Source organism: Bacillus sp. Bvel1, assembly GCF_014872755.1.
Taxonomy (GTDB): domain Bacteria; phylum Bacillota; class Bacilli; order Bacillales; family Bacillaceae; genus Bacillus; species Bacillus velezensis.
The window spans coordinates 408,861-430,206 of the sequence record NZ_JAAOBZ010000006.1 but is presented as its reverse complement, the minus strand read 5'-3'; the positions used below and the strand labels follow the sequence as shown (position 1 = coordinate 430,206).

Annotated in this window: 23 protein-coding genes, 1 riboswitch and 1 other annotated feature; of the genes, 6 read left to right on the top strand and 17 right to left on the bottom strand. The window is 48.2% G+C overall.

Going from position 1 to position 21,346, the window contains the following annotated elements; all coding sequences use genetic code 11:
• The first annotated feature begins 15 nt into the window (after positions 1-15).
• Positions 16-2,304, top strand: coding sequence for a 5-methyltetrahydropteroyltriglutamate--homocysteine S-methyltransferase (metE, locus tag HAP68_RS06365; RefSeq protein ID WP_003154751.1), 2,289 nt, complete (start codon positions 16-18; stop codon positions 2,302-2,304).
• A gap of 48 nt (positions 2,305-2,352) precedes the next feature.
• On the opposite strand, the gene yeiL is transcribed toward metE, so the two are convergent.
• Positions 2,353-3,024: a transcriptional regulator YeiL gene (gene yeiL / locus HAP68_RS06360; protein ID WP_024085215.1), complete on the bottom strand. Its 672-nt coding sequence runs from the start codon at positions 3,022-3,024 to the stop codon at positions 2,353-2,355.
• Between the two features lie 81 nt (positions 3,025-3,105).
• Between yeiL and HAP68_RS06355 the strand changes: the two genes are divergently transcribed.
• On the top strand, positions 3,106-4,290 hold the full coding sequence (locus HAP68_RS06355; protein ID WP_024085214.1) for an MFS transporter: 1,185 nt from the start codon (positions 3,106-3,108) through the stop codon (positions 4,288-4,290).
• 241 nt (positions 4,291-4,531) lie between these two features.
• Positions 4,532-5,566 (top strand): BclA C-terminal domain-containing protein, encoded by a 1,035-nt coding sequence (locus HAP68_RS06350; protein WP_024085213.1) that lies wholly within the window; start codon positions 4,532-4,534, stop codon positions 5,564-5,566.
• Positions 5,567-5,586: 20 nt separating this feature from the next.
• On the opposite strand, the gene HAP68_RS06345 is transcribed toward HAP68_RS06350, so the two are convergent.
• The 4 genes from HAP68_RS06345 to ohrB form a co-directional block, all read right to left on the bottom strand.
• A complete protein-coding gene (locus HAP68_RS06345) occupies positions 5,587-6,714 on the bottom strand; it encodes a glycosyltransferase (protein ID WP_024085212.1) in 1,128 nt (375 codons plus the stop codon).
• Positions 6,715-6,718: 4 nt separating this feature from the next.
• Positions 6,719-7,183, bottom strand: coding sequence for a hypothetical protein (locus HAP68_RS06340; protein WP_184123310.1), 465 nt, complete (start codon positions 7,181-7,183; stop codon positions 6,719-6,721).
• 21 nt (positions 7,184-7,204) lie between these two features.
• Positions 7,205-7,789: an alpha-helical endospore appendage domain-containing protein gene (locus HAP68_RS19520; RefSeq protein ID WP_003154757.1), complete on the bottom strand. Its 585-nt coding sequence runs from the start codon at positions 7,787-7,789 to the stop codon at positions 7,205-7,207.
• 140 nt (positions 7,790-7,929) lie between these two features.
• Complete coding sequence (gene ohrB, locus HAP68_RS06330) at positions 7,930-8,340, bottom strand: organic hydroperoxide resistance protein OhrB (protein ID WP_003154758.1); 411 nt, start codon at positions 8,338-8,340, stop codon at positions 7,930-7,932.
• 133 nt (positions 8,341-8,473) lie between these two features.
• Between ohrB and HAP68_RS06325 the strand changes: the two genes are divergently transcribed.
• The gene (locus tag HAP68_RS06325) at positions 8,474-8,920 is read left to right on the top strand and encodes a MarR family winged helix-turn-helix transcriptional regulator (protein WP_014304877.1); all 447 of its coding nucleotides are present in this window, start codon (positions 8,474-8,476) and stop codon (positions 8,918-8,920) included.
• Between the two features lie 27 nt (positions 8,921-8,947).
• Here HAP68_RS06325 and HAP68_RS06320 read toward each other — a convergent pair whose 3' ends face one another.
• The 8 genes from HAP68_RS06320 to HAP68_RS06285 form a co-directional block, all read right to left on the bottom strand.
• Positions 8,948-9,373, bottom strand: a complete 426-nt coding sequence (locus HAP68_RS06320) for an organic hydroperoxide resistance protein (RefSeq protein WP_024085208.1) — start codon at positions 9,371-9,373, stop codon at positions 8,948-8,950.
• Positions 9,374-9,486: 113 nt separating this feature from the next.
• On the bottom strand, positions 9,487-10,734 hold the full coding sequence (gene proA / locus HAP68_RS06315; protein WP_024085207.1) for a glutamate-5-semialdehyde dehydrogenase: 1,248 nt from the start codon (positions 10,732-10,734) through the stop codon (positions 9,487-9,489).
• Positions 10,731-11,843 carry a glutamate 5-kinase gene (proB, locus tag HAP68_RS06310; protein WP_014304874.1) on the bottom strand — a complete coding sequence of 371 codons (1,113 nt, stop codon included), beginning with the start codon at positions 11,841-11,843 and terminating at the stop codon, positions 10,731-10,733. The genes proA and proB overlap by 4 nt, the downstream gene beginning before the upstream one ends.
• 69 nt (positions 11,844-11,912) lie before the next feature.
• Positions 11,913-12,125 (bottom strand) — a binding site (T-box leader).
• Between the two features lie 86 nt (positions 12,126-12,211).
• A complete protein-coding gene (purU, locus tag HAP68_RS06305) occupies positions 12,212-13,114 on the bottom strand; it encodes a formyltetrahydrofolate deformylase (RefSeq protein ID WP_003154764.1) in 903 nt (300 codons plus the stop codon).
• 73 nt (positions 13,115-13,187) lie between these two features.
• Complete coding sequence (locus HAP68_RS06300) at positions 13,188-13,502, bottom strand: DMT family transporter (protein ID WP_024085206.1); 315 nt, start codon at positions 13,500-13,502, stop codon at positions 13,188-13,190.
• Entirely contained in the window at positions 13,502-13,840 is a 339-nt protein-coding gene (locus tag HAP68_RS06295) for a DMT family transporter (protein ID WP_003154767.1), read from the bottom strand. The genes HAP68_RS06300 and HAP68_RS06295 overlap by 1 nt, the downstream gene beginning before the upstream one ends.
• 66 nt (positions 13,841-13,906) lie before the next feature.
• A riboswitch (guanidine-I (ykkC/yxkD leader) is annotated at positions 13,907-14,015 on the bottom strand.
• Between the two features lie 12 nt (positions 14,016-14,027).
• Positions 14,028-14,573 (bottom strand): GNAT family N-acetyltransferase, encoded by a 546-nt coding sequence (locus HAP68_RS06290; RefSeq protein WP_015388342.1) that lies wholly within the window; start codon positions 14,571-14,573, stop codon positions 14,028-14,030.
• A 99-nt stretch (positions 14,574-14,672) separates the two neighbouring features.
• Positions 14,673-15,191, bottom strand: coding sequence for an acyl-CoA thioesterase (locus HAP68_RS06285; RefSeq protein WP_003154772.1), 519 nt, complete (start codon positions 15,189-15,191; stop codon positions 14,673-14,675).
• Positions 15,192-15,379: 188 nt separating this feature from the next.
• Between HAP68_RS06285 and HAP68_RS06280 the strand changes: the two genes are divergently transcribed.
• Positions 15,380-16,240, top strand: coding sequence for a dimethylarginine dimethylaminohydrolase family protein (locus HAP68_RS06280; protein ID WP_003154774.1), 861 nt, complete (start codon positions 15,380-15,382; stop codon positions 16,238-16,240).
• Positions 16,241-16,310: 70 nt separating this feature from the next.
• On the top strand, positions 16,311-17,360 hold the full coding sequence (locus tag HAP68_RS06275; RefSeq protein ID WP_024085204.1) for a lactonase family protein: 1,050 nt from the start codon (positions 16,311-16,313) through the stop codon (positions 17,358-17,360).
• A 26-nt stretch (positions 17,361-17,386) separates the two neighbouring features.
• Here HAP68_RS06275 and HAP68_RS06270 read toward each other — a convergent pair whose 3' ends face one another.
• From HAP68_RS06270 to HAP68_RS06255, 4 genes are read right to left on the bottom strand one after another with little or no spacing between them, the layout of a single operon-like run.
• Positions 17,387-18,358, bottom strand: coding sequence for an ABC transporter ATP-binding protein (locus HAP68_RS06270; protein WP_003154776.1), 972 nt, complete (start codon positions 18,356-18,358; stop codon positions 17,387-17,389).
• A 3-nt stretch (positions 18,359-18,361) separates the two neighbouring features.
• Positions 18,362-19,261: a C40 family peptidase gene (locus HAP68_RS06265; protein ID WP_014304869.1), complete on the bottom strand. Its 900-nt coding sequence runs from the start codon at positions 19,259-19,261 to the stop codon at positions 18,362-18,364.
• Positions 19,258-20,325, bottom strand: coding sequence for a dipeptide epimerase (locus HAP68_RS06260; RefSeq protein ID WP_221419323.1), 1,068 nt, complete (start codon positions 20,323-20,325; stop codon positions 19,258-19,260). Before HAP68_RS06260 ends, HAP68_RS06265 begins: the two co-directional genes overlap by 4 nt.
• Positions 20,326-20,361: 36 nt before the next feature.
• On the bottom strand, positions 20,362-21,297 hold the full coding sequence (locus tag HAP68_RS06255; protein WP_007407244.1) for a S66 peptidase family protein: 936 nt from the start codon (positions 21,295-21,297) through the stop codon (positions 20,362-20,364).
• Positions 21,298-21,346: the final 49 nt, after the last annotated feature.

The following is a 21,346-nucleotide window of genomic DNA, read 5'->3' as shown; positions in this document are numbered from 1 at the left end:
AAAGGAGGAGACTTAATGACAACAATCAAAACTTCGAACCTCGGTTTTCCGAGAATCGGCTTGAACAGAGAATGGAAAAAAGCACTTGAGGCTTATTGGAAAGGAAACACTGATAAAGAAACGTTTCTTAAAGAGCTTGACGGTTTATTCTTATCAGCTGTCAAAACACAGCTTGACCAACATATCGATATCGTGCCGGTCTCTGATTTCACTCATTATGATCATGTGCTTGATACCGCCGTCAGCTTTAACTGGATTCCGGAAAGATTCCGCAGCATCACGGATCCCGTTGATACATACTTTGCGATTGCCCGCGGTGTAAAAGACGCCGTTTCCAGTGAAATGACGAAATGGTTCAATACCAACTACCATTACATCGTTCCTGAATATGACGAAAGCATTGAATTCCGTCTGACGAGAAACAAACAGCTTGACGACTACCGCCGGATCAAAGAAGAATTCGGAGCGGAAACGAAACCTGTCATCGTCGGTCCGTATACATTCGTCACGCTTGCGAAAGGATACGAAGAATCAGAAGCGAAAGCGATTCAAAAACGCCTTGTTCCTCTTTATGTGCAGCTGCTGAAAGAGCTTGAAGCTGAAGGCGTCAAATGGGTTCAGATTGATGAGCCTGCCCTTGTGACAGCTTCCTCTGAAGACGTCCGCGCCGCCAAAGACCTCTATGAAGCGATCACAAAAGAGCTTTCAGGGCTGAATGTCCTCCTGCAGACATACTTCGATTCGGTTGATGCATATGAAGAACTCGTTTCTTATCCCGTACAGGGAATCGGACTTGATTTCGTGCATGATAAAGGCAGAAACCTTGAGCAATTGAAAAAGCACGGCTTCCCGAAAGATAAAGTGCTGGCAGCCGGTGTGGTCGACGGCCGGAACATTTGGAAAATCGATGTTGAAGAACGCCTTGATGCGGCTTTGGATATCCTCAGCCACGCTGATGTTGAGGAGTTATGGATTCAGCCTTCAAGCAGCCTTCTGCACGTGCCGGTGGCGAAACACCCTGACGAGCATCTTGAAAAGGATTTGCTGAACGGCCTGTCATACGCTAAAGAAAAACTGGCGGAACTCGGCGTCTTAAAAGAAGGGCTTCTGTCCGGCAAAGCGGCCGTCAGTGAGCAGATCGAAGAATCAAAAGCGGCACTTAAGGCTTTAAAAGCATTCGCAACAGGAGCGAACTCCGCTCAAAAAGAAGAGCTGAATCAGCTGACGGAAAAAGATTTCTCCCGTCCGGCAAGCTTTGAAGAACGATTGGCGCTGCAGAATGAATCACTCGGTCTTCCCCTTCTGCCGACGACGACAATCGGAAGCTTCCCTCAATCTGCCGAGGTGCGGAGCGCACGGCAAAAATGGCGGAAAAAAGATTGGACGGATGAACAGTACCAAGCCTTTATTAATGCGGAAACGAAGCGCTGGGTTGACATTCAGGAAGAAATCGGCTTAGACGTGCTCGTTCACGGAGAATTTGAGCGGACGGACATGGTGGAATACTTCGGTGAAAAGCTGGCCGGATTCGCCTTTACGAAATATGCATGGGTCCAGTCTTACGGTTCACGCTGCGTACGTCCGCCTGTCATTTTCGGAGATGTCGAATTTATCGAACCGATGACGGTAAAAGATACGGTCTACGCCCAATCGCTGACGGAAAAACACATGAAAGGCATGCTGACGGGACCTGTCACCATCTTAAACTGGTCATTCCCGCGTGTGGATATTTCAAGAAAAGAAATCGCCTTCCAGATCGGGCTTGCCCTCAGAAAAGAAGTAAAAGCGCTTGAAGATGCCGGTATTCAGATTATCCAAGTGGATGAACCCGCGCTCCGCGAAGGACTGCCGTTAAAAACGCAGGATTGGGATGAATATTTAACTTGGGCCGCAGAAGCATTCCGGTTAACGACGTCTTCTGTGCAAAATGAGACGCAGATTCATACGCATATGTGTTACAGCAACTTTGAAGATATCGTAGATACGATCAATGATCTTGACGCGGATGTCATTACAATCGAACACAGCAGAAGCCACGGAGGATTTTTAGAGTACCTGAAAGAACATCCTTACGTGAAAGGCCTCGGACTCGGTGTATACGACATTCACAGCCCGCGTGTGCCGGCAACTGAAGAAATCTATCAAATTATTGATGACGCGCTTGAGGTGTGTCCGACTGACCGCTTCTGGGTAAACCCGGACTGCGGACTGAAAACAAGACAGCAGGAAGAAACCGTTGCGGCATTAAAAAATATGGTCGACGCCGCGAAACAGGCACGAAAAAAACAAGCTCAGCTTGTATAATGAAAACAGCCATCCGTAAATTGCGGGTGGCTGTTTTTTCTGCGCGTGCTACTTATTCTGCAGCGCTTCTGCAAGTTCATACAATGAATCATACTGCTTAATTTGATAGCCCCGCCCCTCTTTTTGCAAATACCCTTTTTGGCAGAATTGCGTCAGCACATGCAAGAGATGACGGTAAGATACACCCAAATAATCACAGACCGTTACGTGCTTCTCTTTATAAACCCCTTTATAAGCCGTCTGCAAAATAAAATCAGCAAGCCGGTTTTCAAGCGGGAACGCCAGACTTTGTGAATATTTCGAAGCCATAAGCGTTGCCTTAGCACTTAAAAACTTAGCCAGCTCACGCAGGAATTTCGCATCCTGCAGCAATTGCGCGCGGCAGCGGTAAATAGGCAGAGCAAAACAAACAGTCTTCGCTGAGGCTTGAATTCCTTTTGTGTAATACACTTCATGTAATAGTTCCATCTCTCCGATGTAATCATTTTTGTTGATAAAATTAATTAAAGAAACTTTCCCGTTTTGGTGGGTTACATATATTTTCGCTTTTCCTTCAATCACGTAAAACAGGAAGTCAGGCCTCCTGCCCTCTTGAATAATCCATTCGTCCCGCTCATATTCGCGCACTTCCATAAACTCTTCAGCGGGGAAAGAGAATAAATGCGCGATTGAGTGTTTTTTTAACTGATGCCGCTTTTTCTCGCCTTTATAAATTTCCATCGTCCACCCCAAAAATATGAGATATCTCATATTGTCTTTATGTCCTTACATGATAACATGCCAATTAAAGGAGGAACGGGAATGAAAGCATATCGCTGGATGAGTCTTCATTTTTTTAGTTTTTTTATGACATGGGGTGTTTTTCTGCCCTATTGGACGGGATGGATGGTGCATATAAAAGGGGTTTCCGTATCCGAAGCCAGTTTCATTATGAGTCTGGGCCTGGCGGCAAGAGGGATTTCCACATTATTTTTCTTCCCTTATTTATCAGGAAAATTCAGCAGCAAAGCCTTATTAAACGGTGCCAGAATCGGGACGCTTCTCGCACTTTTATGTTATATTCCCGCTGATTCTTTTCAAAGCCTGCTTCTTGTCACATTAGTGCTGCATGTGTTTTACCCGGCTTTAATGCCTGCTTTAGACAGCGCTTGCGGCGTCCTTGTACAGCATAACGAATTAAAGGCTTATGGGACTAGTCGACAGTGGGGATCCGCGGGTTTTGTTTCAGCCGGCGTCATCCTGTCCGTCTTTACAGGTATATTCGGAGACCAAGCGATTTTATGGGCACTGCTTTTGGGCGCCCTGATATTCGCATCCCTAAGCTTTATGCATGCGCCAGCTGTTCTTTCAAAACGGCCGGAAACAGACCGCGCAAGAAAAGAGGGCATGTTTGCCTTATTCCGCATCAAATATTTCGGTCTGGTGCTCGCAATCGTTATCTTACTGCAGGCGGCACATGCATCTTACTACAATTACGGTTATCTCTTTTTGCAGGAAATCGATGCGCCCGCATATGCCATCGGAATCATCATCAACATCGCCGTTATCGCGGAGATTATCTTCTTTGCAATCGCTGACCGATACTTTCATCAATTTACGGCAGGCTCTTTGCTCGCCCTGGCGGCGCTTGGTGCTACCGTACGCTGGATACTCGTATTTGCCTTTCCGCATGTCATCATTTTCTGTCTTGCGCAGACGCTGCATGCCTGTTCATTCGCGATGGGACACTATGCATTTATGAAATACTTAATTAAAAATATTTCACCCGCGCAAATCCCGAAAGCCCAAGGTATATATTCAGCGCTTGCTCTCAGCTGGAGCACTGCGGTATTTACTATTTTCGGAGGTTTTTTATATGAAATTGAACCCCGGTATGCCTTTATCGGAATGATTGTTTGTACGATACCGTCCATGCTTCTCGCCCTTTTATACAGAAAACTTGAAATGAAAAAGAGCGTTTTTGCAGGAAACGCACAAGATATATAGCCATCGCTTTATAGACGATCACATGTCCCGCTGTCATTTTGACCGATTTTGTGAATGCTGTGCGATGTATTTTCTCTATATTTAAAGTATTTCCTTCATATATGATGAAATTAATGAAGGGAATTCGTTCAGAAACTTGGACAGAATCAGTGAATATAATGATACAGTACTGCTTACGCTCATTTGGGGGAACTTTGTTCGCAATAAAATGATTTTCAGCCAACTCATAAGGAGGGACATTGTGTCACAGCCTAATTTGCCCAATATCACCCCTGTCGTTACACTGTCCAGAGACGATACCATTAACCTTCTTCTTTCGTCAATTGCTATGGAAGAGCTGGGAATGGCACATATTCTGAATGCGGAAGGGGAAAAAATCCAATACGCGCTCGGAACGATCCCCGGATTAACAGGACCCCCGTCAAGTCTTGCGGATATTCTTAACCTGAATGAGAGCGTCCGGGATACGCTTGACAGCTTAATGAAACAGGAGCTCCTTCTCGGTTCAAAATTGGACAGTATCTCAAATATCCCTACATTGGCGGGACCGACTGGTGCCACGGGGCCGACGGGGGCCACGGGTGCGGGTCTTCAAGGGATTGTTGCTTTTAATCCGCTGATCGCCCCTACTTACACGACCGGACAGGTTGTCTTGTATAACGGCAGCTCTTATGTCGCAAACGTAAACAGCCCGTCGGGAACCCCTGAAACCTCAGCTGACTATACACTTTTAGCTGCGGCGGGAAGCACCGGCGCTACTGGTTCAACCGGGCGGACCGGAATTACCGGGGCTACTGGCGTTACAGGACCGACCGGAGTTACCGGGGCTACCGGCATTACAGGGCCTCCGGGAAGCACCGGAACAAGTCTGACAGCCACTTCCGGCTATGCGAGCAATACGGGCGGCGGTGTTGTCGCAGTTATTGTCGGCGGCACGGACATTTCCTTACCGAATGAACAAAACCTCTCAGCGGATATTACCGCTAATGCCGCAAATACTGTATTCACCGTTGCTCCGGCAGGACGGTACTATATTTCCTACCATATTAATTTAACGGCCGGCCTGCTAGTAAGTTCGCGCATCTTAATCAACGGCACTCCGGCGGCAAGTTCGATTATTGCCCCGGTCGCGTCTTTGGCAAGCTTCAACAACTCCTTTATTGTGACTTTGACAGCAGGCAGCACCATTCAGCTCCAGCTGTTCGGATTATTGGGTGCGGCCACATTGCTTAGAGGAAGTGCCGGCGCAGCTTTAAACATTATTCGATTATCTTAATGGAACATGCAAAAAAAGGATCAGGCGTTTGTCCGCTGATCCTTTTTTAATTGAGACAGAAGTTCTTGCGCGGGTTTAAATTGCGGATTGAATTTCACGGATTTTTTGGCGTAAGCGATGGCCGTCATATCATGGTTTAATGCAGCATGGCATTTCGCCATATAATAAAAAGCTCTGAAATCGGCGGCACCTTTTAAAATGAAGTGATCAGCGTTTTCTCCTTCAACCTGCGTTCCGGCTTCAAATGCTTTGATTGCCGCTCTGTACTTTTCCAAATGATATAATACAAGGCCTTTATAATAATGAAGATTGCTGTAATCAGGATAAAGCTTGAGCACTTTTTCAATCCCTTGTTCGGCTTCTTCATATCGCTTGAGCTCAAGCAATATTGTATATTTTAGAAAATACAGAAGAGACGGAGGCATTCGTTTCTCACTTAAAAATTGAAATATTGAGCCGTTGACAAGATGTAATGCTTTTTCATAGTCTTTTATTCTGTAACATTCACTTGCCAGATGATAGACTAGCCACGGATCAGGATTTTCCTCTGAAAGTTCTTCATTTAATATGCTGATATTCCGTTTATGTTTTTGTTTGATTTTTTCTTCCTGCTCCAAGTAGCCGTAGTGATGAATCACACATGGGAGCGTGAAAAAAGCATTGTTTTCTTCCTCATTGGGAGCCGAGATATTCTCGTGAATTCTGCCTTGATACAGAAGGCCTTTATGATTGCGGAACAGCCTCGGCTGCATGCTTTCAAACGCTTCGTTTTCATCGAGCTGCTTCCCCGTATAATTGATGATTTTCAAAAGTCCCCGGCTCGGTAATCCGTCATGAAGCAGCGAAGTTAAAAAACGGCCCGTCTCCTGATCGAGCTCTTCATCCGCGTCAAGCACTAATATCCAATCCCCTTCGGCATGCTGCAGGGCGTAATTTCTGGCCTTTGCGAAATCATTCTCCCATTCGAAATCAAACACTCTTGCCTGAAAGCTTTTGCATATATCTTTTGTATTATCTTGTGATCCGGTGTCTGCGATGACGATCTCATCAGCGATGTCTTGTACACTTGATAAACAACGGGAGATATATCTCTCCTCGTTTTTCACAATCATGCAAAGAGTCAGTTTACATTCAGCATTTCCGCTCATTTTCTCACCTTTCCCGATTTTGGAGTTGTTGATTGAACCAAGGCGGTCCAGGAGTGCCGTTCATCGTTATGATGACAGGCCGCACCCATCTGACGGCAGGTTCGGCAGTTGATTCTGCATCCCATTCCTGAAGCTGCCTGACAGCCCGCTTCGTAATGGGATGCGCCCGGAATTCGCGCGGGCTTTCACAAATGAATTTTTTCGTTCGTTCCGTCACTGTCTTCATTTCATGAAAGTGCCGCGCATACATCTGCTTCTGTTCTTCTTCCAAGCTGATCATTAAAAACAGCCGGCCGCCTGTTTCCATCTGCCAGCGGCACAATGCGGAGAACAGCCTGATTTCTTCTTTGTAATTTGAACCCCTTCTTTTATCCACGGTCACAGATAATATATTTAACAGCGCCATCGTGAGACAATGCAAGGCTTCAAAAGATGTCTGTTTCGCTTTTGAGATGCTTGGATACGGCATATGCTTCACCCGTCTCTTTTTTTATGAACGCTCCCCGCCTTTTTTCTTCCAATCGCAGTCCTCACAATCCCCGCACTCACAGCAGCCAATACGGCCGTAAAACAGGTCGTCACACGGATCTTCCGGATCACTGGGATCGTCCGGATTCCACGGGTCATCAGGATCGCCCGGATCACTCGGATTACTTGGGTCGTCCGGATTCCACGGGTCATCAGGATCGCCTGGATCACTCGGATTACTTGGATCGTCCGGATTCCACGGGTCATCAGGATCGCCTGGATCACTCGGATTACTTGGATCGTCCGGGTCTATACAGGCTTCAGCATCCTGTAAGTAGATAATGTCTTCAAGCTTCGTCTGCAAAAGGAGTTGTGATTTCATGACGGTGCGCAGGAGCCGTTCAGTGCTTCTATTGATTGATGATAATTCCCCTAAGGAGGGATCGCCGGAAGCGCTGAGAAACATTTGAATCCTTTCCGCTTCCGCCTGCAGAATATGGGATAGTCCGATTTCTTCCATAGCCACGGATGAAAGAAGGAGGTTCAGGGTCTCACATCTGGAGAGTGTAATGTCGGGGGTGATGTTCGGTATGTTTGGAAGAGACATCGATTTCTCCCTCTTTTCTCTTGGTGTCATTATGCAAAAGTGCTATATCGTATTCTTATTCCGGGAGAGAAGAGATCATTACTGATGTTTTCGTTAATAAAATATCCCGGATATGAAATCCGGGATATTCGTTCGTTTCTTTATTTCAATTCAAGTTTGACGTCTACATTTCCTCTTGTTGCTTTTGAATACGGACAGAACTCATGAGCGGCGTGCACCAGCTTCTCCGCCGTTTCTTTATCAAGATCTTTTGTATCAATGACGAGCGTTACGCCGATTTTGTAACCCCCGTCACTCTCATCTTTTAAAAGGCTGACCTGTCCTTCAATTTCAGAGGTCATGTCGATTTTTTGTTTTTGGGCGGCGAGTTCAAGCGCTCCCCCGAAGCAGGCAGCATATCCTGCCGCAAAGAGCTGTTCAGGGTTTGTGCCGGTTTCTCCGTCTTTTTTTGCATTCGGCATGATGATGTCAAAATCCAGCACCCCGTCTTCGGATTTAATATGTCCTGCTCGTCCGCCGACTGCGGTCGCTTTTGAAGTAAATAATGCCATTATTATCAGCCTCCTCATTGTACTTACTGTATATATTGCCCCTGCTCATATTTTTAAACATGATTGCAATAGGAAATGGGCCGTTTTTCGGCTACAATAGGGGTAACGTTAACAAAAAAGAGTTGGTGAAAGAATGGCAGAAAAAGATTTTGAACATATGAAACTGGAGAATCAGCTTTGTTTTTTGCTGTACGCAAGCTCAAGGGAAATGACGAAACGGTACAAACCGCTGCTTGATAAGCTCAACGTAACTTATCCCCAGTATTTGGCGCTGCTTTTATTATGGGAGCACGAAGAACTGAATGTGAAACGGATGGGTGAGCTTTTGCACCTGGATTCCGGAACGCTGACACCGATGCTGAAACGGATGGAGCAGCACGGAATCATCATGAGAAAGCGGTCGGCTGAAGACGAGCGATCCGTGACGATCAGGCTCACAGATGAAGGACGGGCCTTGCAGAATACAGCGGCGGATATCCCCATTGCCATGCTGGAACAGACGGGACTGTCAAAAGAGGAATTAAAGCAGGTAAAACAGTCGCTTTATGAGGTTTTGAAAACGCTGCACGGCAAAAAATAAGGATGCCCCGAATGGGCATCCTTATTTTTATTCTGCTGCCAGAAGCTTCACTTCAATATTTCCCGCTGTCGCTTTTGAATACGGGCACACACCGTGCGCTTTTTGGATAAGGGCTTCAAGCTCCTGTTTCTCAATGCCGGAAGCTTTGACCTCAAGGGTGACGTCGAGTTTATATCCTTGGTCGCTTTCATCTTTCAGCAGACTGACATGCGCAGTGACCTCTGTTTCAATACTCAGACGCTCTTTTCTTGCTACGAGTTGAAGAGCGCTGTCAAAGCAGGCTGAATATCCTGCGGCAAACAGCTGTTCAGGGTTTGTGGCTTGTTCGAGCTTTTTTGCTCTTGGCGTTCCCGGCATGGCAACATCAAGATTCAGCACCCCGTCAGAAGACGTGACTTTCCCTTCACGTCCGCCTGCGGCTGAAACGGTTGCAGTAAATAATGGTTTTGTCATATAAATTCACCTCTATTATATTGTGTACAATCTAATTTTACGAAATATAATGGAAACCGTCAATCTTTCCGCATAAAAAAAGCTTACCCTTTTTGAAGGATAAGCTTAAAAGATTATACCCGGATTTGTCCGTTTCCTTTGATGATGATTTTTGTAGATGTTAACGCCGGAAGTCCCATCGGCCCTCTCGCGTGAAGCTTTTGCGTGCTGATGCCGATCTCGGCTCCGTATCCGAATTCAAAACCGTCCGTAAACCGGGTTGAAGCATTATGATACACGGCGGCGGCGTCAACGGCGGTCTGGAAGTAAGCCGCATGCTCGGCGTTCTCCGTCAGAATGGCTTCTGAATGGTTTGTGCCGTACTGCTGAATGTGGCGGACCGCCTCCTGTACGTCCTGCACCGTTTTTACACTGAGAATCGGCGCCAGGTACTCCGCTCCCCAATCGGCTTCTTCTGCTTGTTTCGCTTGAGGCTCCAGTCCGCAAATCACCTGGTCTCCTCGGAGCTCAACCCCTTTTTCTGTCAGCTGATTCAGCAGCTTTCGTCCGTGTTCTTCGGCCCATTTTTCATGAATCAGAAGAGATTCAATCGCGTTGCAGACCGAAGGGCGCTGTGTTTTGGCGTTGATGACGACCTCGCTTGCCATAAAGGGATCTGCTGACTCATCTATGTACACGTGGCAATTGCCCGCTCCGGTTTCTAAAACGGGTACGGTTGATTCCCTGACCACAAGATCAATTAAATTTTTACCGCCGCGCGGGATCAATACATCCAGCCCATCATTTAATGTAAAGAGCTGTTTGGCGGTTTCTTTGCTTGTATCTTCGATGAGCTGAACGGCATCAATCGGAAGCTTTGACAGCCCAAGTGCGCGTTTCATCACACTGACAAGCGCTATGTTGCTGTGGATGGCGGAAGAACTTCCTCTGAGCACAACCGCGTTTCCGGTTTTCAGACAGAGTGTGGCCGCGTCTACGGTAACGTTCGGTCTGGCCTCATAGATCATGCCCACTACTCCGAGGGGCACGCGGATCTTTTCAATAGATAATCCATTCTCTTTTTGAATGGTCTCCAATGATTCACCGACGGGATCTTCAAGACCGATTAGCAGTTCCACGGCGTCCGCGATATCGAGCAGGCGTTTTTCATCAAGCGTCAGCCTGTCAATAATGTCAGCTGTCAGTCCCCTGTTCCGTCCCGCTTCAATGTCTTTCTGATTCTCTGTTAAAATAAGCCGGCGTTCATTTCTGAGTCCGTCTGCAATACATTGGAGCGCTTCATTTTTTTCAGCCGTCGTTTTCATGACCATTTCGGCAGCCGCTTCTTTTGCCAAAGCTGCTTTTTGCAATACTTCACTCATTTGTGTTCCCCCTCGTCAAATAAATTCACCCAATCATCTCTGTGAATCACTTCCACCTGCTTCGTTCCTGAAAGCTGGTCGCTCCGCTTCCCTTTGGCTTCTAAAATTTCATCGGATGAGTACTGCGTCTGCCCTTTGCCGATAATGCCGCCGGGCCCTCTGACTTCCACTACGGCTCCTTTCGGAAAACTGCCGCAGACATCGGCGACGCCGGCCGGGAGGAGACTTGACCCGTTATGGATCATCGCCTGCTCCGCTCCCCCATCAATGATGATTTCCCCTGATATCGGAGAATGAAACATGATCCATTGCCGTGTATTATTCACTGAGGACAGGTCTTTATCGCCGATATAAGTGCCGTCGCCTTTTCCGTTTAAAATCACCATCAGTTTTTCACGTCCGGAGCCGGTTCCGATAAACACCTTCACCCCGAGCGACAATGCGGTCTGAGCGGCGAGAAGTTTTGACTTCATGCCTCCGGTGCCGACCTTTGAGCCTGCTGACCCGGCATATCCGAGCAATTCAGGTGTGATGTCATTCAGATAGTCAAACCGCTTTGCGTCCGGGTTTTCATTCGGATTGGCATCGTACAGCCCGTTAATGTCTGTGAGAATCATTAATTGGTCTGCATGAATCAAACCGCTTACAAGCGCCGACAGCATGTCGTTATCACCGAACGTCAACTCTTCGACTGATGTGGAATCATTCTCATTAATAATCGGCACGACGCCGCGCTCCAACAGTTCCATTACAGTGGCATAGGCATTTCTGTACCGCTCTCTTTTTGAGAAATCATTTCTTGTTAATAAAATTTGTGCCGGCGTCAGACCGTATCTTTTTAAATGGTCCATATATTGCTGCATTAAAAGCGTCTGGCCGACTGCGGCAGCTGCCTGTTTTCCTTTTATCGTAACGGGTCGCGACGGATAGCCGAGAGCGGAAAAACCCGCTGCCACCGCGCCTGAGGTAATGAGGATCACTTCATGCCCGTTCTCTTTTAATAAAGAAATGGCTTCCGTATGTTCCTTAATTTTTGCTTCATCAATACTTCCGTTACTGTTGGTGAGCGAGCTGCTCCCGATTTTCACAACAATTCTTTGTTTTTTCATCGTTTCTCCTCCGTGGCAATCAATCCAAACCGGCTCTCGTCAATAAAAAAAGCCCATTCCGTCCTGAAAAATAAGGACGAAATGGGCTTTCCGTGGTACCACCTTGTTTGAACGCGTTTTTCACGCGTCCCGCTTTCCTGTAACGCCAGGTATCGCGCCTGAGTTTTCCCCTCAGGACTCCAAGGCAGGTTCGGCAGGTTTCATGCGGCAAAATGTTTCAGCGGGCCATTTTGCTCTCTGTCACAGAAAGTTCTGCGTACTGATCCTCTTCAACGCTCAATGATTTTTTTATATTATGCAAAGAAAACAGGTTCTTGTCAAGACATTTTCATCCATAAAAAACAGCCCGCCTCCCCGGCGGACCGTCATTAATTAAATACGATCGTTTTGTTTCCGTGAACGATGACACGGTCTTCCAGATGCCATTTTACGGCTCTTGCCAACACGCTCCGCTCAATCGTTCTGCCGATATTCTTCAGATCCTCTGCGTGATCTCTGTGATCGACGCGTTCAATATCCTGTTCAATAATCGGCCCTTCGTCAAGATCGTCCGTCACATAGTGAGAGGTCGCGCCGATTAATTTCACTCCGCGCTCATAAGCCCGTTTATACGGATTAGCGCCGATAAAGGCCGGCAGAAATGAATGGTGGATGTTAATAATCCGATTCGGATGGGCAGATACAAAATCAGACGTCAAAATCTGCATGTAGCGGGCAAGAACGATCACATCAATCTTATACTGCTCCAGCAGCTCAAGCTGGCGCCGCTCAACTTCGGCGCGGATATCTTTGTTAGCTTTCATGTAATGGAATGGAATATTCAGCGGCTCGACCACTTCTTTCGCCTCTTCATGGTTGCTGATGACGACCGCAATTTCGGCCATCATATTGCCGCTTTGCCATTCCCAAATCAGTTCATGAAGGCAGTGCAGCTCTTTGGATACAAAGATCGCCACTCGCTTCAGCTCACTTGCCAGAGAGAGGCTCCATGTCATGCCGAATGTCTGCGCGATTGAGGCGAACGCCTGCTGTAAATCCTCTTTTTTCTCACGAATGCCCTTGCAGTCGAATTCGATCCTGAGAAAAAAACGTCCGCCTTCAGGGTCAGTCGTATATTGATTTGATTCAATAATATTCGCGCCGTGTTCAAACAAAAACGCGGACACAGCCGATACAATTCCCGGCTGATCGGGGCAGCTGACAAGCAGGCGCCCTTTTTCCTCATTACCGCGGCGGTATTCTTTCAGCCGCTGTGTCATATATGAATTCATCTGTTTTAATCCCTCGTATCTTCATAATTCGTAACTTATTATAGATTATACTGAAAATTTGATAAAAATCAATTTACGAAAGAATTTTCAGCCCTACGGCTGCGCACAAAATAAGCGCAATGAAAAAGATGCGCTTCGCATCCTTCTGCTCGCCGTAGAAAAGAATGCCGGCTAGTGCGCCGCCCGCCGTGCCGATACCGGTCCAGATCGCATAGGCCGTGCCCATCGCAATCGTCTCCATCGCATAAGAAAGCAGGGAAAAAGAAGCCGCAAATCCGACGATAATGAAAAAAATCCACTTGACTTTCTTTTCTTTTTGAAATTGATTCATTAAAATGACCCCGAGCATTTCACAAAGACCCGCGGCTATCAGGCTGATCCAATGCATTACGCCTTCTCCTCCTTCGTCTCAGGCTTATCCTGTGTGACCAGCTTTAATCCGATGACACCGATCAGCAAAACGCCGATCAGCACGATTTTTACCGGATCGGCCTGTTCTTTGAAAAGCAGGATTTCACTGAGCACGGTGCCCGCTGTCCCGAGTCCGGTAAAGACCGCATATACCGTTCCTACGGGCAGGCTGTCCGTCGCCTTGATTAATAGATAAAAACTGATGATGATTCCCGTAATCGTGCCGCCCCACGTCAGTGCCGAATCAGCATGTTTCAGGCCGGTGACCCATACCACTTCAAATACGGCCGCTATGACCACTAAACCCCATTTCATGTTCTTCATCCTTTCTGTTTCCGGGCAATACAAAAAGCCCGGAATAGTCGTCTCACATGAGATTGACTCTCCCGGGCTTTTTTCCCTCCGTGTGCATATGCGGGATATGTCCGCATATGTGTTTTCTCTCGGACCAGGCCATGTATGAACATGCGGAACCCTAGAAAACATGTCTGTTCGTATCATACTACATTTCGCCGAAACGTTCAACGTCAGATGTGATGTCAAATACCGTCAGCCGCCTCTCCCATTTGGTAACGGTCTCACCGGGCACCATGCCGATTTTTTCCGCGACGCGGACGGAGGCAGCATTTTCCGGATCAATCAGCGCCGCTATGCGTCCGTATTGCTGCGTATGAAAACCGTAGTCCAGACAGGCGTTCGCCGCCTCTGTCGCATAGCCGCAGCCCCAGCGGCAGCGGGCAAACATATAGCCGATTTCCATCAAAGTGTTTCCGCTTATCGTCTGCGGAACGATTCCGCATTGACCGAGAAATGCACCCGACACTTTATCCTCTGCGATCCAAAGACTGACGCCGTATCCTGCGGCCAATCGTTTGTTCCAGGCAATCCATTCCTTCGTTTCCCGTCTGCTTTTAAGAGAAGGATAATATTTCATGACCTCTCTGTCGGTAAACAGCCCGTACAAATTGTCTTCATCGTCATCCCGCATAGTCCGCAGACGGATACGCCCGGTTGTCAGGATGGTGCCGGAAGACTTATGTTTCATCATGCACGCCACGTCTCCTTTCCCTGTAATAAATTATGGACCCGGCAGGAAAAGTCCTTTTTCAGCATAAAAAAACCGCTTTTAAAAAAAGCGGTTTGACGATTACCAAGGTTTATCTGTTCCGAGCGCCTCGGCCAGGGCCTTGCTGTGTTTTAAGCGGTTTTTTCGTTCTCCGGCGCGCTGAACGGCCGTATTGTGAAGCATGATTTCTTCCTCGGTTTCCGGCACGATCCGCGGAACGGGCACCGATTTCCCGTTTGAATCGAGCGCGACGAATGTCAGAAACGACGTTGCCGCAAGCTCGCGTTCACCCGTCATCAGATGTTCTTTAATGACTTTGACAAACACCTCCATAGACGATGTGCCGACCCATGTGACGTAGGATTCAAGGCATACGGAATCCTGTTGGCCGATCGGGCGCAAAAAATCCACAGAATCCATTGAGGCCGTGACTGTTTCACATCGGCAGTGGCGGGCCGCGGAAATTGAAGCGATATCATCAATATAGCTCATCAGCTTTCCGCCAAACAGCGTATTGTGATTATTCGTATCAAGCGGAAAAACCCTGCTTGTCTTGACAACCCTTGTTTCTTTGCAAAATCTTGATTCTGGCAACTTCATATTATTTAAACTCCCCTTTGGTGTCTGGTCGTTTTGACATTTCATCTGTACCCTATTAAACAATACTTTGATCGTTTTGTCTAAAATTTTAAATATTAAGTTGGTTAGATATTCTATCAGGTATGTTTCATTATTCATCACATCCGGGAATAATAAACGCACATTGAATACCGATAGGAGGATATCACATGGACGTATCCATTCCCAAATCCACGCGGAAACCGGCTTGCCGCAGTGAGTTTGATGCTTTGCAGACAGTCATCTTATGCCGGCCTGAACACATGACCATCAAGGATATTATTAACGGAACGCAGAAACATTTCAAACAAGAAAATATTAACATACCCGTTGCCCTCAAACAGCATAGTGAGTTTATTGACATTTTAAGATCTCATCAGATTGAAGTCGTCCTGCTGCCTGCCGATCCCGCTTTGCCTGAGCAGGTATTCACCCGGGATATCGGATTTGTCTTAGGCGAGACAGCGTTTATTTCAAACATGGCGGCTTCAGTCCGGCAGGGAGAAGAAAAAGTGTTTCAAGACCTGCTTGACGATAAGAAAATCCCTTATACGCGACTGAAAAAAGCGAACATTGAAGGCGGCGACATCTTGATCGCAGACGGCACCGTTTACGCCGGGCTGAGCAAGCGTACGGATAAAGCGGCTGTCCGGGAGCTGCGGGAGGCGCTGCCGGAGATGACTGTTGTGCCGATCCCTCTCAAGGAGGATTTCTTACATTTGGACTGTGTATTTAATATGATCTCGGAAACGGAAGCACTATACTGCAAAAATGGCTTGCGGCAGAAAGAAATTGATCTTCTCGCCGAACGTTTTGAGATGATAGAAGTGCCTGAAGAAGAGCAATTCACGCTCGGCCCGAATATCCTGTCAATCGGCAATCAGACAATTATCAGCCTGCCGCAGCACCGTCATACGAACCGCGAGCTCAGAAAAAGGGGTTATACGGTCATTGAAACCGAGTTTTCCGAAATTATCAAATCAGGCGGTTCCTTCCGCTGCTGCACCTTGCCGCTTGTCAGAACATCTTAAACATTTACAAGGCAGTTTCCTTCAAGATACGTTAATATAGAGAAGACAAGACTCTAAAGGGGGAAACCGAATGGCTAAGTACATAGGATACGCGGGAACATATACAAAAGGCGGAAGCGAAGGCATTTATTGTTTTGAACTTGATACAGAAGCGAAAAGGCTCAGCCGGCCGAAGCTGGCAGCAAAGCTCGGCAACCCGACATACGTCACTCCGAATTCTGATAACAGCATGCTGTATTCCATTGAAAAAGCAGACGGAAAAGGCGGCGTCGCAGCCTATCAGATTCATCAGAACAGCGGGGAATTAACGTTTGTAAACCACCAGCTGATTGAAGGCCCGTCTCCATGCCACGTCAGCATTGATGATAAACATGAATATGTGTTAACCGCTAATTACCACAGCGGAAAAGTGCACGCCTTTCCCGTCAATGAGGACGGAAGTCTGCAGGAGCCGGCTGCCGAAGCCGCTCATACGGGAACAGGTCCTCATGAAAGACAAGAGAAACCGCATACCCATTTCGCTGGCTATACACCTGAGCATAACTACATTGCAGCCGTCGATTTAGGGACGGATACGCTGTATACGTACCAAATGAAAAACGGTTCGCTCACAGAGGTGAAAACTCACTCTTTCGCACCGGGTTCAGGGCCGCGCCACATCGTTTTCCATCCGGCGGAAAAATACGCCTATGTCATGACGGAAATCAGCAATGAAGTCATCGCGCTTGAATACAACCCGACCTTAGGTGAATTCAGAGAGCTGCAGGTCATTTCCGCTTTGCCTGAGGGCTTTACGGACAAATCGCAAGGCAGCGCAATCCGCATATCTAAAGACGGCAGATTTCTTTATGCCGCCAACCGCGGACATGACAGCATCGCCATCTTTAAGATCAACCAATATTCCGGTGAATTGTCTCTTATTGAATGGGTGCCGACAGAAGGCAACTGGCCGCGTGATTTCGCGTTTGACCCTTCCGAGACATTCCTTGTCGCGTCAAACGAAGAAACGGGAAATCTGGTTTTGTTTGAACGTGATCCGGAAACAGGCAAATTGACTCTGCTTCAATCCGACATTCCGGTTCCGTATCCGGTCTGCGTGTCATTTCTGCATCAGGTTTAATCAAAAAGAAAGCTGACTTTATATTGTCAGCTTTCTTTTTTGTATAAATGGCAGGCGACAAAACGCCCCGCCTTCACTTCTTCAAGCTCAGGCGTTATCTTACCGCAGAGCTCCATCGCTTCAGGGCACCGCGTCCTGAATACACAGCCGCTCGGCGGGTTAAGGGGGCTCGGCAGCTCCCCTTTCAGAATAATCCGTTCACGCTTGTCCTCAAGAAGCGGATCAGGAATCGGGATTGAGGATAAAAGCGCCTTCGTATAAGGGTGAAGCGGTTCCCGGTAAAGCGCAGCGCTTTCTGTAATTTCCATCATGCGGCCCAAATACATCACGCCGATCCGGTCGCTGATATGCTTGACCATTGATAAATCGTGGGCGATAAATAAAAATGTCAGCCCTTTCTCTTTCTGAAGCCTTTTTAATAGGTTGACGACCTGAGCCTGTACCGACACATCCAGCGCGGAAATCGGCTCATCCGCCACGATAAATTCGGGATGCAGAGAGAGCGCTCTGGCAATCCCGATTCTCTGCCTCTGTCCGCCGCTGAATTCGTGGGGATAACGGCTGCCGAAATCCGGATGGAGCCCGACAGCTTCAAGCAGTTCATCCGCCATCATCATACGGGCTTTTCTTGTATTGTAAAGATTGTGGATTTCCATCGGCTCCATAATAATTTCCCTTACGGTCAGGCGCGGATTTAACGAGGCGTAAGGGTCTTGGAAAATCATCTGCAGCTTGCGGAAGAAGACCGACCGCTGTTCGGCCGCGGCACGGTGTATATCCGTCCCTTCATATGATACCGAACCGGCCGTCGGGTCATACAGACGGAGAATAACTCTTCCGAGCGTCGATTTACCGCATCCCGATTCTCCGACAAGTCCGAATGTTTCCCCTCTTTTAATGTGAAAGCTGACACCGTCGACTGCTTTTACGGCTTTCTTTCTTCCTGCGTCAAAATGCATTTTCAGCCCGCTGACTTCAAGGAGCGGAGATGCCGTCATTTTCTATTCCCCCTTTTCGCTTATACAGCGGCGTACGGTGCATAATTCTTTTTCATAGATCGTTCCTTCCAAGGACAGCACTTCGATTGTTTTTCCCGTTTTCGGGGAGTGCAGCATTCGTCCGTCTCCCAGCGCCAAACCGACATGGTGAATCGCGCCTTTTCCTTCTTCATAGGCGAAAAACAAAAGGTCAGCCGGCCGGATATCGTTTACCGCCGCGCCGCACCCGGCTTTTGCTTGGTCCTTTGCATCACGGGGAAGGGTATAGCCGTTTGCTTTAAATATCGAATACATAAACCCGGAACAGTCAAACCCGAAACCGCTCAGTCCTCCCCATAAATACGGAAGCCCGAGAAACATCATGCCCGTTTCGATGACCTCGGCCGCCCGTCCTTCCGTATGCCGGCACTCGTCTGCGTCAGCTTCATTTACGAACCGTTCTCCGAGAGGCGTCACAACCCGAAAAAAGCCTTTCTCACGTCCTGATGCCGGAAGACGCGTTAAGAAACTTACTTCCAAGTCCGGTTCGCCGTTAGTGTGATATAAAAAAGCTGTCGGTTTGGTAATCCATACGGCGGGCGAAGATGAAAAAAAGCCGTCTTTTGAAAGCTGGCTTTTTTTCATCCAGCCCGGATATCCGCGCGCATCCTTGTTTGAGGGCTGGCCGGGAACGGCGACAAAAGCCCATTCCCCTTCCTCTTTGAGAATGATCACCTCTTCCCCGAAAAGCGCTTGCGTTTGGACAAGGTTGTCTGTGCATAATTGCAGCCGCTCTTCATATCCCATAGACGCTAACCATTTTCTGATCTGCGGCGGGTTTTCAAGCATCGGCGCATCATACGAACGGGGAGATGACGGCATCGTCCATACGTTGGCTGCCGCCGCTGTAACGGCTGCTCTCATCTTTTCGCCTCCTCTTGTTTCGACACCCCGGTAATGCCGAGACCCGGTTCATCGGGAATCGTAATCTGACTGCCGCTGTATGTGATGCCGCCTTTAATCAAATCATCTTTCAGCATAAGCGGCGCATCAAAATCAAACCTTGTCACATTCCGTTTGCCCGCGGCAAAATGAGCCGCGGCGGTGATGCCGAGCTTGGTCTCAATCATGCTGCCGACCATGCATTCCACGCCGCACGTTTCGGCCATCGCATTGATTGTTTCCGCCTGCTTTATGCCGCCCGCTTTCATCAGCTTAATATTGATTAAATCGGCGCTTCTCGTCTGCAGCACGTGGAAGGCCTGACGGGGAGTAAAGACGCTCTCATCCGCCATAATCGGCGTGTCTACGGCATCGGTGACCTGCTTCAGCCCGGCGATATCGTCTTTATGAACAGGCTGCTCGACCAGCTCAATGCCGAGGCCGGCGTCTTCCATCTTTCGGATCGCAGTCACGGCTTCTTTCGGCGTCCAGCCTTGGTTGGCGTCCAATCTCAGTTTGACGTTTCCGCCGACACGTGATCTGATCGCCTGAATCCGGGCAACATCGTCCGATATGTCACCTATGCCGACTTTTATCTTTAAAATATGAAATCCTTTGTTCACATAGCGGTCTGCATCCCCCGCCATCTCCTCAGGAGAATTGACGCTGACGGTAAAATCTGTTTCCAGTGTATTCCGATAGCCTCCGAGAAGCCGGTAAAGCGGCTGTCCGTGCATTTGCGCCCATCCGTCATATACAGCCATATCCACCGCGGCTTTTGCGCTTTGATTTCTTTCCAACAGCCGGCTGATATCATACAAAACAGCTTCTATGCCGGAAAGGCTCCGCCCCAAGAGAGCGGGCTTCAGCACATCGCGGACGGCGCTTTCAATACCGTCCGTGCTGTCGCCTGTAATGACAACCGTCGGCGGCGCTTCGCCCCAGCCGGTCAGACCGTTGTCAAATGTGAGCTTCACAATGACCGATTCAGCATTGTAAACCGTGCGCAAAGCGGTCTTAAACGGCTTTTTCAGCGGCACGGACATCCGTCCCGTTTGAATATCTGTAATCCTCACGCCTGATCACTCCCTTCCGGAAACCCCCGATTCAATCGTTACCGCTTTGGCCGCCGTATCCATAACCGCGCGGGCTCCGATCGGAACGGCGAAGCTCGGTGAACAATGGCCGATTTTAAAGCCTTTGAGCGCGGGCTTCCCTGATTTGACAATGTAATCGTTCAGCACTTGCTCTAAAGTAAGCGACTTTTCTTTATGCTTCGGTTCGCATTGGTGAAAATCACAGACCAGGATTCCGGCTGCGTCTGACAGTTTTCCGGCCATCTTTAATTGATTCAGCATTCTGTCGATTTGGTACGGCTCCTCATCAATATCCTCGATAAACAGCAATTTGTCTTTCGTATCAATTTCAAACGGCGTGCCGAGTGTGGACGTAATGAGCGACAGATTGCCGCCCGCAAGCTCTCCCTCGGCCCTTCCGCCTGTCAGCACCTCCAGCGGAGAAATGTCCTCCGTATAGGTGAATTCCGTTTCTGTAAAAAGCTGATGATACGACGCTTTTGTCAGAGGATCAGCATCTTCAAGCCCGACATCCGTGCTCAGCATCGGGCCGTGAAATGTGACGAGCCCCGTATTTTGATGAATGGCGGTATGTAAAAACGTAATATCGCTGTATCCCCAGAAAATTTTCGGATTGCGGCGGATTAAGCCGAAATCGATGTCGGCGGCAATGCGGCCCGTGCCGAATCCTCCGCACGCGCATATCACCGCTTTGACATTCTGATCACTAAACATATCATGGAGATCATCGAGGCGCGCCCGGTCTTCTCCCGCCAAATAGCCGTGACGGGTCTTCAGCGCCCGGCCGAGTTTCACTTGAAGGCCAAGCTCATTCTCTAAAAACAGCAGCGCGGTTTGCAGCGTCCCGCTCTCAGGCGGGCTTGCGGGCGCAATCACACCGACCGTGTCGCCTTTTTGCAGTGCTTTCGGTTTATGGTTCATGACTTTTTCAATCTCCTTTCCGGATTGAAAAGTGAAACACGCCGCTCCT